16 protein-coding genes are annotated in these 15254 nt (G+C 55.6%); 2 read left to right on the top strand and 14 right to left on the bottom strand.

The features are described from left to right. The first annotated feature begins 125 nt into the window (after positions 1–125). A complete protein-coding gene (locus BN2591_RS04370; protein ID WP_086869362.1) occupies positions 126–551 on the top strand; it encodes a CopD family protein in 426 nt (141 codons plus the stop codon). Between the two features lie 6 nt (positions 552–557). Here the strand turns inward: BN2591_RS04370 and nth are convergent, their stop codons facing one another. The 10 genes from nth to blr form a co-directional block, all read right to left on the bottom strand. Continuing rightward, entirely contained in the window at positions 558–1193 is a 636-nt protein-coding gene (nth, locus tag BN2591_RS04365) for an endonuclease III (protein ID WP_017456616.1), read from the bottom strand. Continuing rightward, positions 1193–1891 carry an electron transport complex subunit E gene (locus BN2591_RS04360; protein WP_086869360.1) on the bottom strand — a complete coding sequence of 233 codons (699 nt, stop codon included), beginning with the start codon at positions 1889–1891 and terminating at the stop codon, positions 1193–1195. Before BN2591_RS04360 ends, nth begins: the two co-directional genes overlap by 1 nt. A 3-nt stretch (positions 1892–1894) precedes the next feature. After that, positions 1895–2515 carry an electron transport complex subunit RsxG gene (gene rsxG, locus BN2591_RS04355; RefSeq protein ID WP_086869358.1) on the bottom strand — a complete coding sequence of 207 codons (621 nt, stop codon included), beginning with the start codon at positions 2513–2515 and terminating at the stop codon, positions 1895–1897. 9 nt (positions 2516–2524) lie between these two features. Continuing rightward, entirely contained in the window at positions 2525–3577 is a 1053-nt protein-coding gene (gene rsxD, locus BN2591_RS04350) for an electron transport complex subunit RsxD (RefSeq protein ID WP_086869357.1), read from the bottom strand. Further along, positions 3578–5926, bottom strand: a complete 2349-nt coding sequence (gene rsxC, locus BN2591_RS04345) for an electron transport complex subunit RsxC (protein ID WP_086869355.1) — start codon at positions 5924–5926, stop codon at positions 3578–3580. After that, positions 5919–6497 (bottom strand): electron transport complex subunit RsxB, encoded by a 579-nt coding sequence (gene rsxB / locus BN2591_RS04340; protein ID WP_086869353.1) that lies wholly within the window; start codon positions 6495–6497, stop codon positions 5919–5921. Before rsxB ends, rsxC begins: the two co-directional genes overlap by 8 nt. A gap of 1 nt (position 6498) precedes the next feature. Then, positions 6499–7080 (bottom strand): electron transport complex subunit RsxA, encoded by a 582-nt coding sequence (gene rsxA, locus BN2591_RS04335; protein WP_016496266.1) that lies wholly within the window; start codon positions 7078–7080, stop codon positions 6499–6501. A gap of 76 nt (positions 7081–7156) precedes the next feature. Continuing rightward, positions 7157–7597, bottom strand: a complete 441-nt coding sequence (locus tag BN2591_RS04330; RefSeq protein ID WP_086869351.1) for a DUF2569 domain-containing protein — start codon at positions 7595–7597, stop codon at positions 7157–7159. Positions 7598–7683: 86 nt separating this feature from the next. Then, positions 7684–7899, bottom strand: coding sequence for a transcription modulator YdgT (ydgT, locus tag BN2591_RS04325; RefSeq protein WP_016496264.1), 216 nt, complete (start codon positions 7897–7899; stop codon positions 7684–7686). A gap of 245 nt (positions 7900–8144) precedes the next feature. After that, positions 8145–8282, bottom strand: coding sequence for a division septum protein Blr (blr, locus tag BN2591_RS04320; RefSeq protein ID WP_086869349.1), 138 nt, complete (start codon positions 8280–8282; stop codon positions 8145–8147). A 203-nt stretch (positions 8283–8485) separates the two neighbouring features. Between blr and BN2591_RS04315 the strand changes: the two genes are divergently transcribed. Beyond that, the gene (locus BN2591_RS04315; RefSeq protein ID WP_086869347.1) at positions 8486–9526 is read left to right on the top strand and encodes an oxidoreductase; all 1041 of its coding nucleotides are present in this window, start codon (positions 8486–8488) and stop codon (positions 9524–9526) included. 46 nt (positions 9527–9572) lie between these two features. Here the strand turns inward: BN2591_RS04315 and add are convergent, their stop codons facing one another. The 4 genes from add to BN2591_RS04295 all read right to left on the bottom strand — a co-directional run bounded on the left by add (position 9573) and on the right by BN2591_RS04295 (position 15174). Continuing rightward, positions 9573–10574, bottom strand: a complete 1002-nt coding sequence (gene add, locus BN2591_RS04310) for an adenosine deaminase (protein ID WP_086869345.1) — start codon at positions 10572–10574, stop codon at positions 9573–9575. 101 nt (positions 10575–10675) lie between these two features. Next, positions 10676–11860 (bottom strand): MalY/PatB family protein, encoded by a 1185-nt coding sequence (locus BN2591_RS04305; RefSeq protein WP_086869344.1) that lies wholly within the window; start codon positions 11858–11860, stop codon positions 10676–10678. Positions 11861–11863: 3 nt separating this feature from the next. After that, entirely contained in the window at positions 11864–13477 is a 1614-nt protein-coding gene (gene malX / locus BN2591_RS04300) for a maltose/glucose-specific PTS transporter subunit IIBC (protein ID WP_086869342.1), read from the bottom strand. Positions 13478–13644: 167 nt separating this feature from the next. Beyond that, the gene (locus BN2591_RS04295) at positions 13645–15174 is read right to left on the bottom strand and encodes a YdgA family protein (protein ID WP_086869340.1); all 1530 of its coding nucleotides are present in this window, start codon (positions 15172–15174) and stop codon (positions 13645–13647) included. Positions 15175–15254: the final 80 nt, after the last annotated feature.

The raw sequence follows: 15254 nt of genomic DNA, 5'->3' as shown, positions 1-15254 counted from the left end.
TTCGTTGGGTAACCAATCCGGGATCAATAACGAGACCTTTTCTGCTATTTGCCGCGCATTGTTCATGACAGGGGACAGATACGCTGTCAGACTTGCCGCAGTCTTTATTACACAGGAGTCGAAATATGAACTTTCATCCATGGCTCAATGCGTTACATATCGCGGCGGCCATCGTCTGGATAGGCGGAATGCTGGTTATGGCTGTCGTTGCCGGCTGGTGCGCAACACAAGCGGATAACACCTCGCGTGTCGCGCTGACGGGCGATGTACGCCGCTGGAGCCGTAAAATCACCACGCCTGCAATGTTACTGCTGTGGGTCGCGGGTGCGGTAATGGTGATTGCGCACGGTCAAATGCCGCATCTGTGGCTGATAATCAAGGTGGTGGTGGTGCTGCTGCTTTCCGGCCTGCATGGTTTTCTCTCTGCCACACTGCGCCGCATAGCGACAGGTGAAGCGGTGAAAGGTATGGGGGCTATTCGCAATGCCACCGGCATAACCATTGTCGCCGTTGCGGTGATTATTCTGCTGGCAGTGATGCGCCCGTTCTGACGGGCGTTAATTATCGACTTTACTGTCGTACTCGCACAGATCTTCAATAATGCAGGAGCCGCAGCGCGGCTTACGGGCGATGCAGGTGTATCGCCCGTGCAGGATCAACCAGTGGTGGCAATCGACTTTAAATTCAGCAGGCACAACTTTCAGCAGCTTCTCTTCCACTTCCTCAACGTTTTTACCCGGCGCGAAACGCGTGCGGTTAGAAACGCGAAAAATATGCGTGTCCACAGCGATGGTCGGCCAGCCAAACGCGGTGTTGAGTACCACATTGGCGGTCTTACGCCCGACACCCGGCAGAGCTTCCAGCGCGGCCCTGTCTTCCGGCACTTCGCCATTGTGCTTTTCCAGCAAAATACGGCAGGTCTTAATGACATTCTCCGCTTTGCTGTTAAACAAGCCGATGGTTTTGATGTACTGTTTCACCCCTTCAACGCCCAGTTCCAGCATCGCCTTAGGTGTGTTTGCCACTGGGTAGAGTAGCGCGGTGGCTTTATTGACGCTGACATCGGTAGCCTGCGCAGAGAGCAGTACAGCGATCAGCAGCTCAAACGGTGAGGTGAAATTCAGCTCGGTGGTCGGGTGCGGATTGTTTTCCCGTAAGCGGGTTAAAATTTCCAGTCGTTTTGCTTTATTCATTATGCCTTCCCGGGCGCGGCCTGAGTGCTGTCGTTTGCCGCGGTCACCGCCGCTTCACGGCGTTTTTTCATCTTCTGATCGATAAGGTATTTCACCGCCAGCATCATGCCGAGGCCAATAAACGCGCCCGGCGGCAACATCGCCAGCAGGAATGGGGAATCGGTGTGGAACACTTCTATGCGCAGCACTTTCGCCCAGCCGCCTAACAGCCCATCTGCGCCGTCAAACAGCGTACCGTTACCGAGGATCTCACGCAGGGAACCCAGTACGAACATGGCGCAGGTTGCACCCATGCCAATAGAGAAGCCGTCGAGTGCAGAAAGTGCCGGGCCTTTTTTTGCCGCAAAGGCTTCAGCACGACCGACCACGATACAGTTGGTGACGATCAGCGGAATAAAAATGCCCAGTGACTGGTAAAGACCGAACGCATAGGCGTTGATCAGCATTTGTACCGCGCTGACCACCGAGGCAATAATCATCACGTAAATCGGGATGCGGATCTCATCTGGTGTCCAGCGACGCAGGGTGGAAATAAACAGATTGGTCAGGGTTAACACCAGCGTTGTTGCCAGCCCCAGACCCAGTGCGTTGGTGGCGGTGGACGTCACCGCCAGTAGCGGGCACATACCCAGCAGTTGTACCAGCGCAGAGTTGTTTTTCCACAGCCCCTGAACAATAACCTCTTTGACTTCGCTCATCGCTTACTCTCCACAACCCGGTAAACGGGAAAGCTGTTCCGGTAGTGTCATCGCGTACAGGCCGGTTCGTTTTACCGCGTTAACGACCGCGCGCGGCGTGATGGTCGCCCCGGTAAACTGATCAAAATCACCGCCATCTTTTTTCACCGCGAAATAGCCATCGGTCGCGCCGTCAATCCGCTTTCCGGCGAAGTGGGTGATCCAGTCGGAAATACGCAGCTCAATCTTATCGCCGAGACCCGGCGTTTCATGGTGCTCCGTCACGCGCACGCCCAGCACTGTGCCGCTAAAATCTGCGCCAACAAGTAGCTGGATGGCGCCTGAGTAACCGTCCGGTGCGGTCGCTTCAAGAACTGCGGCAACCGGCTTGTCATCTTTTTTGGCGATCCACACATGGTGTTGCCCTTTGCCAAGCGCCGGATCGCTGACCAGTAAACAGCTCTGTTGCAGCGAGTTATTATAGCTGTCGCCAGGGATCACCTGATCAAACAGTGCTTTTTGTTGCAGCGCAGCCTGGTCGGCAATGGTTGTTTTGGTCATTTGGTCTATTGCGGCGGTCAGCCCGGTAGAACCAGCGGCGAACAGCGCCAGCGTCACGCCATGTTTACGCATTGTCTTTAGCATGGCGGCTCCTTAACGATGCCCGTACACGCGCGGACGCGTGTAGTAATCAATCAACGGCACGGTAATATTTGCCAGTAATACGGCAAAGGCCACGCCATCCGGGTAGCCGCCATAACTGCGGATAAGCCACACCAGCACGCCCGCCAGCGCGCCAAAAATCAGACGGCCTTTGTTGGTGGTCGAGGCGGTAACCGGATCGGTCAGAATGAAAAACGCGCCCAGCATGGTTGCGCCAGAGAACAGATGCAATTGCGGCGCAGCCAGCGATTGCGGAGCGAAAATCCAGCCGAGTGCGGCACAAATCGCCAGCGTCAGCAGGAAGCTTACCGGGATATGCCAGCGAATGGTTTTTTGCCACAGCAGGAACAGACCACCGGCCAGATAACCGAGGTTGACCCACTGCCAGCCCGCACCGGCCAGCATGCCGCTATAGATGGGGGATTGCAGGATCTGCTCAACGCTGTGTCCGGCATGCAATGAAGTTTTAAAGGTGTCGAGCGGCGTCGCCTGGCTGACGCCATCGATACCAATGCGCAGCGTTTCCATATTTGCGCCAGCGGCAGTGTGACCAGTGAAAATAACCTGCAGTGCATCCATGAAGCCAGGCACGGTACGTGCGATTTCATACGGCGGCAGCCAGCTGGTCATCTGCACCGGGAAGGAGATAAGCAGCACCACATAGCCAATCATCGCCGGGTTAAACGGGTTGTGGCCTAACCCGCCATAAAGCTGCTTGGCGATAATCACCGCGAACACGGTGCCAAGTACCACCATCCACCACGGGGCGAAGGAGGGAATACTGATAGCCAGCAGCAGACCGGTCAGCAGGGCAGAATTATCCGCCAGGATCGCACCAACGTTCTGCTTGCGTAATTTCAGTACCAGCGCTTCGGCAGCCAGTGCGCTGATAATCGCGAGAATGATCTGTATCAGCGTCCCCCAACCGAAAAACCACAGTTGCGCAGCAATGCCCGGCACGGTCGCGAGCGTCACCAGCAGCATAATACGTGAGGTCTGGCGCTGGTTATGGGTATAAGGGGAACTTGCGATTCTGAAAACCATTTAATCCTCGTTAACGGCTTGCTGTGCGGCCTTCTTCGCCTGAACACGGGCGATGGCTGCGGCGACTGCGGCTTTGCGCGGGTCGTCATTGGCAGCCTGCGCAAAAGACGAGACATCATCAGCTTGCGCGGCGGCTTGTCGTTGTTCTAATTTGCGCGCTTTGGCGCGGGCAATCGCCGCTTCAACGGCGGCTTTGCGTGGATCGACCGGTGCTGATTCAGCCGGTGATTGTTCTGTTTCCACATGAGGTTGCTCAACATTGGCTGCCGATTCAGCTTGTTGTCCGGCCTCAATCTGCGGCTGATCAGCTTTGGCTGCCGATTCAGCAGACTGGCTCTGCGCGAGTTTACGCGCTTTGGCGCGGGCAATCGCCGCTTCAACGGCGGCTTTACGCGGATCGACCGGTGCAGATTCAGCCTGTTGTTCGGCCTCAATCTGCGGTTGCTCAGCTTTGGCTGCCGATTCAGCAGACTGACTCTGCGCGAGTTTACGCGCTTTGGCGCGGGCAATCGCCGCTTCAACGGCGGCTTTACGTGGATCGACCGGTACAGATTCAGCCTGTTGTTCGGTCTCAATCTGCGGCTGATCAGCTTTGGCTGCCGATTCAGCAGACTGGCTCTGGGCGAGTTTACGCGCTTTGGCGCGGGCAATCGCCGCTTCAACCGCGGCTTTGCGTGGATCGGCTGTTTCGCCGGTGGCGGCACTGTTTTCCAGCTGCTGCGCTTTTTCCGCCTGGCGAGCGCGCGCCTGCGCTTTGCGTGCTTCGCGCGCTGCAATCACGTCGCTGTTATCGGGCTGGGCACCAGCCTGAATTACAACTGGCTGCGCGGCGGTCGTCTGTTTTTCGCGTACGCGCGCCAGCGCGGCATCAATTGCCTGTTGATCTTTAGCGGCAGGTTGAACCGCAGCCTGTTTATGACGCTGCTGGCGGGCGATTTTTTCCCGCTCAAGACGTGCCTGACGCGCTTCAAAGCGTGCTTTAGCCTCGGCGTTGCGTTTTTCTTCCTCGGCGATGGCGTAAATCTCTGCCTTCTCCTGGCGGAAATATTGCACCAGCGGAATATTACTTGGGCACACCCAGGCGCAGGCACCACATTCGATGCAGTCAGAAAGGTTATGCGCCGTCGCTTTGTCGTGCTGCTGGCCTTTGCTGAACCAGTAGAGTTGCTGAGGCAGCAAATCGGCCGGGCAGGCGTCGGCGCAGGCGCTACAGCGAATACAGCCTTTCTCTTCCTGCGGCTCGCCCATTTCGCTGGCGGAAGGCGCCAACAGGCAGTTGGTGATTTTGACTACCGGCACATCCAGCCACGGCAGCGTAAAGCCCATCAGCGGACCGCCCATAATCACCAGTTGCCCGGAAGAAGGACAGAAACCGGCGAAATCCAGCAGATGGCGAACCGGTGTTCCCAGGCGCGCCCAGACATTTCCCGGCCGGGTAACCGCTTCACCGGTCACCGTCACAACGCGCTCCGTTAAAGGCTCGCCGTCGATCACCGCGCGTTTAACCGCATACGCGGTACCGACGTTTTGCATCAGAATACCGATGTCCGACGAACGCCCGCCATGCGGCACCTGCTTGCCGGTGAGGATCTGCGTAAGCTGTTTGGCACCGCCGGAGGGATATTTCGTTGGAATGACTTTCAACTGAATATCATGGCTGCCCGCCAGTACCGCACGCATCATCGAGATCGCCTGCGGTTTGTTATCCTCAATACCAATCAACACCTGACGCGGTTTAAGAATGTGCGCCAGAATGCGCACGCCTTCCATAATCTGCGCCGCGCAATCCTGCATTAAACGGTCATCGGCGGTGATATAGGGTTCGCATTCCGCCGCGTTAATAATCAGCGTGTCGATTTTATCGCCACCGCCGTGCAGTTTTGCTGCGGTAGGGAAGCCCGCACCGCCAAGCCCCGCAACGCCAAACTGATGGATACGCTCAATTAACGCGTCATAACTGTGGGAACGGTAATCCGGCCAGCCGTCACGCTCGATCCAGCGATCTTCACCATCCGCTTCAATAATGACGCTCATCTCTGGCAGCGCGGAGGGATGCGCGGTGGAGTGGGGCGCAATCGCGACCACGGTGCCGGAAGTTGGCGCATGAACAGGCAACATACGGCCACGACCCCGCGTCAGCGGTTGCCCGCGCAATACCTTGTCACCGACGCGCACGCACAGTTCGCCTTCAGCACCAAGGTGCTGCTTGAGGGGGATCACAAAGCGGTTCGCCAGCGGCAACTGGCGCAGCGGCGTGCCGTTTGATTGGGTTTTCATTTCAGGCGGGTGAATACCGCCGTGAAAATCCCACAGTTTCTCTTTTCGGAAAGCGGAAAATAACTTAAGCATGGTGTTCCACAGGAATATTTCGCACCGGAATGGACTGCAAATCCCATTTCCAGCTATGGGTGGTCGTTTCCACAGGACGCAGTTCAATGCACTGCGTCGGGCACGGATCCACACAAAGATTACAGCCGGTGCACAGATCGCTCATCACCGTATGCATGGCGCGCGTTGCGCCGAGAATGGCGTCTACCGGACAAGCCTGAATGCATTTTGTGCAGCCAATGCAATTGCTCTCATCGATTACCGCCAGCATACGCACAGGCTCAAGCGCTGCTGCATCGCCATCAATTGGTTGCGGATCGACATTCAGCAGCGCGGCGATTTTCAGCATTACCGCTTCGCCGCCCGGAGCGCAGCGGTTAATTTTTTCACCCTGCAGACCAACCGCCTCAGCGTAAGGACGGCAGCCAGGGTAGCCGCACTGCCCACACTGGCTTTGCGGTAACAATTCATCAACGCGTTCAACGACCGGATCATCCTCCACCGCAAAACGGCGGGAGGCATAACCCAGAATGACGCCAAACAGCAGCCCCAGCACGCTCAGTGCGGCAACGGCTATGGAGATCGCACTCATATTACAGTTTCACCAGACCACTAAAGCCCATAAAGGCCAGAGACATTAAGCCCGCAGTGATTAACGCAATCGCATTGCCGCGAAAGGGCGCGGGCACATCGGCAACGGCAAGACGTTCGCGAATCGCGGCGAATAACACCATCACCAGTGAGAACCCTACGGCGGCGGCGAAGCCATACAACGCCGATTGCATGAAATTGTGCCCAAGATTGATATTGAGCAGGGCCACGCCGAGCACTGCGCAGTTAGTGGTGATCAGCGGCAGGAAGATACCCAGCAGGCGATAAAGCGCCGGGCTGGTTTTGCGCACCACCATTTCGGTGAACTGCACCACCACGGCGATAATCAGGATAAACGCCAGCGTGCGCAGATAGACTAAATCCAGCGGGATCAGTACCCATGTATCGATGAGCCAGGCACAGATTGACGCCATCGTCATCACGAAGGTGGTCGCCAGCCCCATGCCCATTGCGCTTTCCAGTTTTTTGGAAACGCCCATAAACGGACACAAGCCAAGAAACTTCACCAGCACGAAGTTGTTGACCAGTACCGTTCCGATAAATAGCAGCAGATAGTCTGTCATTATGTGGCCTGAAATAAAAAAAGCCGCCTATTATCGGTCAAACAGCACCGGGCGACAACAGGATAACTGTAAGGTTTTACGGATTAACAAAGGTCCTTTTCACGCGGCTTGAGCGCTTGAAATAGGGCACCATCAACGCGGCTGCAAGCAGCGGAAAGAGTAACTGACGCAGCGCCAGTTCGTCGGAGACGGGAGCGAACGCAAAGGCTTTCACGGAGAGCAATACGCAGACCAAAAGCCAGATAATATAGTGCCTTGGCACGCTGCGGCGGCGTTTAAAAAAGGCGATAACCAGCCAGAAGGTGTAATACCAGATGGCAATAGCGAAGGCGAACGAGACGAACCACAGTATGGTCTGTTTCAGCGGTTGTGCGCCCAACGCCGTGACCGACTGCGGTGTCATCAAGGCGGTGGCATACAGCAATAATGCCAGCGAGGTGCTTAATAACGTGACCAGCAACCAGGCCAGAGGGCCGAGTAACCAGCCTCCGATTCTTTCTGCGGGAGTCGTTGTCATGCGTATTCCTCTGTTAAGGCATTAATGCTCTGAATGATTTCGCCGGGCGAGGAGTATAAAGCATTACACGACGAATGCCAGCGGCGTTACTGCACGTAGCGCCATACCGAGCGCGGAACGCACCCAATGTCAAACAGGCGGCCGCCAGAAACCAATTCAGCACGTCGATGATCGGCTGCGCGGTACATGTTGATAATTTCACCACTGTCGGTCAGCGTGTAGTTGAGGTGATCAAACAATTTTTCCAGACTTTCAAGCGAACTGATTTTGCGGAATTTTAATAAATAGTCCTGAACGGTCATGTCGAGGGGTGTCCATATAATAAGAAAGAGGCAGAAAATATACGCGGGCTAATTTTGTACGAATAATAAACAATATTACCCGGGCGTAAATAGCACAGGAATGGTCTGCCACTAAATTAAGAGTTTTCTTTTCAGGTAAAACCAGGCACCAGAACAGCGCCCGGCTGTGAAGATTAACGCCCTTCGCCATGGCTGGCAATAACGATATGACGCTGAGTTACACTTTGCGCGTTTTATGGCGGTGATTATTTCTTTTGTGCCGCGACGCTCTGTTCAGGGGGCTGATAATTATCAATATGGCTGGCAAAAACCAAAAGAATGGTCGATATGCCGAGTACCACCCAGCCCATTAATTCAATAATCCGATTGAAAATTCCGGCCATACTTTTACTACTCCCTGATGTTTACTTTTATCTGCGGCTGTCGATAAAAACCGGCGCCTGGTTGCAGATTTAAGCAGATTTTTTAGGCAGAAACCAGGGCTGAGCGCGGTAAATTCATTCGTTTCGCTAATGGGTTGCTGAAGCGGTTGTCGCCACCTGGCAGATGGTGTGAAATAGACGTTCCAATAAGGAGAGACCACTCTATGAGCGATAATATCCGTGTCGGATTAATAGGTTATGGCTACGCCAGTAAAACATTTCATGCGCCGTTGATTGCCGGAACGGCGGGAATGGAGCTGGCCGCGATTTCCAGCAGCGACGAATCGAAAGTAAAAGCGGATTGGCCAGCCGTGCCGGTTGTCTCCGAGCCGAAGCATCTGTTCAACGATCCGTCGATTGACCTGATTGTCATCCCCACGCCGAACGATACCCATTTCCCGCTGGCCAAAGCGGCGCTGGAAGCGGGCAAACATGTGGTGGTAGATAAACCTTTCACGGTGACACTGTCACAAGCCCGTGAGCTGGACGCGCTGGCGCGTAGCCTCGGGCGTGTGTTGTCGGTGTTCCATAACCGCCGTTGGGACAGCGATTTTTTAACGCTGAAAGCCTTGCTGGCTGACGGTGCGCTGGGCGAAGTGGCCTATTTCGAATCGCATTTTGATCGTTTCCGCCCACAGGTGCGTAACCGCTGGCGCGAGCAAGGCGGGCCAGGCAGTGGCATCTGGTATGATTTGGCGCCGCATCTGCTCGATCAGGCAGTTAACCTTTTCGGCTTGCCGGTATCGATGACCGTGGATCTGGCGCAGTTACGCCCTGGCGCACAATCGACAGACTATTTTCACGCGGTGCTTGCCTACCCGCAGCGGCGCGTTGTATTGCACGGCACAATGCTGGCTGCCGCAGAATCGGCTCGCTATATCGTCCATGGGTCGCGCGGCAGTTACGTGAAATATGGCCTGGACCCACAGGAAGAGTGCCTGAAAAGCGGCGCGCGGTTACCGCAGACCGACTGGGGTTATGACATGCGTGACGGCGTATTAACCCGCGTTGACGGCGAAGATCGTAAGGAAGAGAACTGGCTGACGCTACCGGGAAATTACCCGGCTTATTACGCGGCTATTCGCGACGCGCTGAACGGCGTGGGGGAAAACCCGGTTCCGGCCAGCCAGGCGATCCAGATAATGGAGCTGATTGAGTTGGGTATTGAATCCGCAAAACACCGTTCTACGTTGAGTCTGACCTGAAAAAAAACCGCTCACGCCGTGTCGTGAGCGGTTTTCTTCTTCCTTCTTACGCTTTCGCAACGCTATCGCGCAGCGCTTGTTTTTCCGCTGCGCTAAGAAAAGCCATCTCCAGCCCGTTAATCTGTGCCTGGCGAATCTGTTCGCGACTCAGCCCGGCAGCCGGGGCGGCAACCTGATATTCATGACCAATCTCGACACCTTGTACCGCCGGATCGTCGGTATTGATGCTCGCCAGGATGCCATGTTCAAGGAAGGTCTTCAGCGGATGGCGGGCGAGGGACGGCACGGTGCTGGTCTGAATATTCGAGGTCAGACAGGATTCGATACCAATACGTTGCTCGGCGAGAAAATCCATCAGCGCGGCATCTTCAATCGCTTTCACGCCGTGTCCGATTCGCACCGCACCGAGTTCACGAATCGCCTGCCAGATGCTTTCCGGGCCAGCGGCTTCTCCCGCATGCACAGTAATCTGCCAGCCCGCATCGCGCGCACGGTTAAAATGCGAAAGGAAAAGACTGCCGGGGAAACCCAGCTCATCACCGGCCAGATCCAGCGCGGTAATGCCGTCGCGGTGCGCCAGCAGCGCATCGAGTTCCTGTAAACATGCGGCCTCGCCGAAGGTGCGGCTCATAATGCCGATTAAGCGCGCCTGCACATTGAAATCACGGCTGCCGTCGCGCACACCGGCAATCACCGCTTCCACAACGCCCGCTACCGGCAGGTTGTGTGTCATCGCCATGTAACCTGGCGAAAAACGCAGTTCAACGTAGTGCAAGCCATTCAGCCGCGCGTCCTGCATGTTTTCATAAGCGACGCGACGACAGGCGTCCAGTGACGCAAGCACTTTGACACCCCAGTCGAGTTTCGCGAGGAAGCTGACCAAATCCGGTTCATTAGAGGTGACCTGAACATGCGGACGCAGTGCTTCAAGTGTTTGTGCAGGCAGGGGCAAATTGTACTGGCGGCCAAGATCCAGAATCGTTTGTGCACGGATGTTTCCGTCGAGATGGCGATGAATATCAGTTAACGGCAGGTTGGGATCAATCATGGTCGCACTCTTATTGTAAGAAAGTGCTCGCCATTATAGAGACAAAAGGCGGTAAAAAGCTATCTTGCGCAACCCGTCGGGCGAGTTGCGCAAATATTGGCTTAACTAAGCGATGCTAATGCTGCGATTAATCCCGTCACGCCTTGCTCAAGTTTTACCCGCGGGCAACCGACATTCAGCCGCACAAACCCCCGACCTTCCGCGCCGTACGTATCGCCGCGCATAATGGCCACCTTTTGCTCCTCGATCAGCGCTTTTTGCAGGGCGGAATCATCAATACCTAACGGACGTAAATCTATCCATGCCAGGTAGGTGGATTCCGGTATTTGCCAGTTGAGCGCCGGAAAGGCGTTATTCAGGCGCTCTGCCAGATAAGCCAGATTGGCGCGTAAGTATGTACGAAGCGCATCCAGCCAGGGTGCGCCGTCCCGGTAAGCGGCGATATGGGCAACGATCGATAGCACTGCCGGCGAGGAGAGACCGTTGCTGTTTTTCAGCGCCTCCAGCCAGCCATTGCGCGACGGCGCATCATCAATAAGCCCCCACGCGCCGGTCAGCGCGGGAATATTGAAGCTTTTCGATGCCGAACTAAACAGCGCCCACGGCCCGCGTGCAACCGCGCTCCACGGGATGTGCACCTGGCTGCTCCAGACCATATCCATATGAATTTCATCGCTTATCACTTTCACGTTATGGCGTTCACACAGCGCCGCCATGGTTTCCAGTTCATGGCGAGTCCATACTTTTCCGGTCGGGTTTTGCGGGCTGCACAGCAGCAGGATTTTACTCTCCGGCCTTGCCAGCACGGCGTCGAGTTGCGCCATATCGCAGAACCAACCCTGGTCGTTGTGCTGTAGTGGCACAGCCAGCAATTGCCGCTGATTCGCCTGAATGGCTTTATAAAACGCGTCGTACGCCGGGGTATGAACCACGATGCCATCGCCCGGCCGTGACCACTGGCGGATCATTTCGGCAATCATCCAGATAACCGACGGTCCATAAACAATGCTTTCAGCATCAATCTGCGTATTAAAGCGGGTGCTCATCCAGTGCGAGATAGCACTCAGAAATTCCTCGTTTTTCCAGCGGCTGTAACCCAGCACGCCATGGGTAAGTCGCTGTTGTAGCGCGTCAATTACGCACGGCGCGGTGGCAAAATCCATGTCGGAAATCGTGAAAGGAAGCAAATCCTCGCGCCCAAAGCGATCGGCGACATAATCCCACTGCGTACACCAGGTACCGTGGCGGTCTACAGGCGTGGAGAAATCGAACGTGTCAGTGGTCATTTTTTATTCCGCCTCCACCGCTGAACCAAATTGTTGCGCATTGATGAGCTGCGCCATTTCATCTTTTACCGACTGTACCTGTGGCCCAATCACCACCTGTAAGTCATGTTCATTCACTTTGATAACGCCAATCGCGCGGTTGGCCTTGAGGGCGTCGACATTAACGTTATCCATCTTATTCACCGAAAGGCGTAAGCGGGTAATGCAGTTATCCAGTGTTGCGACGTTTTCCGCCCCGCCCAGCGCGTTAAGCAAGGCCGGAACGCCATAACCGGATTTGCCCGGCACGCCTTGCGTTACGGTGTCCGTACTTTCTGCCACTATGTTGTCGCGCCCCGGTGTTTTCAGGTCGAAATGGGTGATAGCGAAACGGAACAACGCGTAGTAAACAGCGAACCAGATGGCGGCAACCAGCGGCACCAGATACCACTTCGTCGCCATGCCGTGCAGCACGCCGAAGACAATGAAATCAATCACGTTGCCGTCCGTATTACCGATCGTCACGCCGAGCACGGCCATCACGGTAAAGCCGAGGCCGGTAAGCAAGGCATGAATTAAATAGAGTACCGGCGCGACAAACAGGAACAGGAATTCGATCGGTTCGGTCGTACCGCCCACCACGCAGGCGATAACGCCGGAAATCATCAGCCCTTTTATTTTGTGGCGATTTTCAGGACGTGCGCAGTGGTACATTGCCAGCGCCGCGCCGGGTAAGCCGCCGAGGAAAGCGGGCATCTTGCCTTGCGAAAGAAAACGCGTCGCGCTTTCGGCGAAACCGTGCGTCTGCGGGCAGTTGAGCTGTGCCTGGAAAATCGTCAAAGCGCCGCTGACGCTGTGTCCGCAGATTTCCATTGTTCCGCCAGCTTCCGTAAAGCGGATCAACGCCACCAGAATATGTTGCAGACCAAAGGGGAGCAGCAGACGTTCGCCAGTGCCGAAAATCATCGGCCCGAAATCTCCGGCGCGATCGATAATGTGCCCGAGGCCGCTAATCGCCATGGCAAACCACGGCCAGACTAGCGGGATGGCCAGTCCCACCACGCCCATCACGACGCTGGTGACAATCGGTACCGAGCGTGTACCGCCGAAAAAGGCCAGCGCATCCGGCAGGCGCAGGGTGTGAAAGCGTTCATGTAACCGCCAGATAATAATCCCGGCAATGACCGCGCCGAGGATCCCGGTATCAATGGACTGGATGCCGAGCACATTCTGCACGTTATGTGCTTTGAGCAAAGACGCATCGTTAGTCGGCAATATGCCCTGTGCGGTGAGCCAGAAATTTACCGCCAGATTCATCACCGCATAGCCAACAAAACCGGAAAAAGCCGCCACGCCTTTATCTTCACGCGCCAGTCCCAGCGGGATCGCGATGCAGAACATCACCGGCAGGAAACTAAACGCGAACGAGCCAATTTTGTTCATCCAGATGAAAATAGCCTGCAGCAAAGGATGGCCCAACACTGGCAGCAGTGTTATCACATCGTGGCTGCTCAGCGAGCTGCCAATGCCGAGCATGATGCCGCAAAACGACAGCAGTGCGACGGGCAGCATAAAGGTTTTACCGAGCTGCTGGAAAAATGCCCACAGGTTCGCTTTTTGCGCGGTTTTCCCCGCCATAACCTCTCCTTACATAAAAAGAATGCTCTGGCGGATGCGCAGAGCGCAGACGGTTTTATCAGTTTTTGTCGCGCAAAAAGCGCGAGCCGGTAACGGGGTTGTCGTTTTCGGATTCTGGCAAGATAACCCGGTAGAAAATAAAAAGCCCCTCGAAAGGGGCTGGAAAATTACTGCTGCGGTACTGCAGGGACGGGCGGCGTCGCGTCGTCCGGCTGGGCAGGTTGCAGACCTGGCATACCGAACATGCCGACAAACTGTTCCAGCGGCATTTTTTCGCCGTTCAGCGTCACCTGACCGTTAGCGTATTGCAGGCTGGTGAGGATGCTGTTGTTCTCCACGGTGGTGATGCGGAACATCTGGCCCATCGCCGCCAGGCCTTTCACCTGCTGGCTTGCCAGTTTCGCCGCGTCCTCTTGCTGATAACCTTCAAGTTTTGCCACCTGCGTCATCATTTCGGTGGCCATATCCAGCGGGATCGTCAGCTTGCTGTCGAGGGATTTCACCGTGCGGTCAACTTGTTCGGCCAGCGTTTGCGGCGCGCCGGTGGCGGTTGACGGATCTTTCAGGAACAGAGACATGTTAAAGGTCGATTCGCCTTTGGCGTTTTTCCAGCTTAGCGGCGCAATGGTCAGCACCGGCTCGCCTTTCAGCAACAGCGGCACAATGCTGAGGAACGCTTCGGTGGCTTTTTGCTGGTAGAGTTCCGGGTTCTGCGCGATATCTGGTTGCGCCATCAATGCACGAATTTGCGCATCGTACTGCTCGCTGGCCTGATGCCAGGCTTTACCGTCAATCTGGCCCACTTTCAGCGTCAGTTTTCCGCTGCCGAGATCCTGGCCCTGGACCTTCAGGCTGTTAAGGGAGTAATCCAGTAGGCTGTTGAGGCTCTTTTTGTCGTCCGCAACCTCAGATTTGGCGGTTAAGCTCATGCCTTCAAGCAGCGCCATCTCTTTATTTTCAATAGAGATCGCGAGCTTATCAAGGCTCATCTTCTGGTTGCCGGTACGCTCATCAAAGCTGGACATTTCGCTGGAACCGTCGGTTTTCAGGTTATTGAACGAGAGCTGCACTTTCTGCCCATATTCATTCACCGTATCCACCAGGCCACTTTCGGCTTCGCCGCTCAGCGCCAGAGCGTTACCTTTGCTGTCCGCGCTGAAGCGGAAATGACCGCCGCTAAAGGCAACTTTGTCGCCGTCTTTTTCTGAATTCAGTGGGCTCAGCACGACATCCGTGCGGGTATCGCCGCTATAGCCAATGCGGGTGTCAGCAGAGAAGGGCGCCTGGCCTTTGGCAATATCAAACAGCCCTTTTGTCACATCGTTATTGACCAGCTGCGTATGCACGGAAGCCATCGCGGGTGTCAGGCTAAAGCTTTTAAGCTGCGCCAGCGGGAACGGGCCATGATCGACCGTCTCGTGCAGAACAATGGCTTGTCCCGGCTTCAGCCAGGTATTGGCGCTACCGGCGAGCGGTTTAATGTTTAATGTTAACTGGCTGGAAAAGAGGCCGCGCTGATAATCCTGCGCAGAGAGCTCAATATTGGCCTCCGGCGCGTTGCGCTTAATTTGCGCGTTCGCCTGGCTCACCATCTCTGCCAGACGACCTTCAAGTTGTTTGCCGGTGTACCAGGCTCCGCCCGTCCAAACGATACCGAGCGCGACGATAATCCCTGCGGCAACCCACGTTTTTTTCATAATGTTTATCCCTAAAAAAGAAACCAGGCGGTTAACGCCGCCTGGATGTCGAGTGATGTGCCTTCAAGCTTAGCAATCCT

Source organism: Kosakonia pseudosacchari (genome assembly GCF_900184035.1).
In the GTDB taxonomy this organism is placed as follows: domain Bacteria; phylum Pseudomonadota; class Gammaproteobacteria; order Enterobacterales; family Enterobacteriaceae; genus Kosakonia; species Kosakonia pseudosacchari.
The sequence above is the reverse complement of the archived record's forward strand: the minus strand, read 5'-3'. Positions and strand labels throughout refer to the sequence as shown.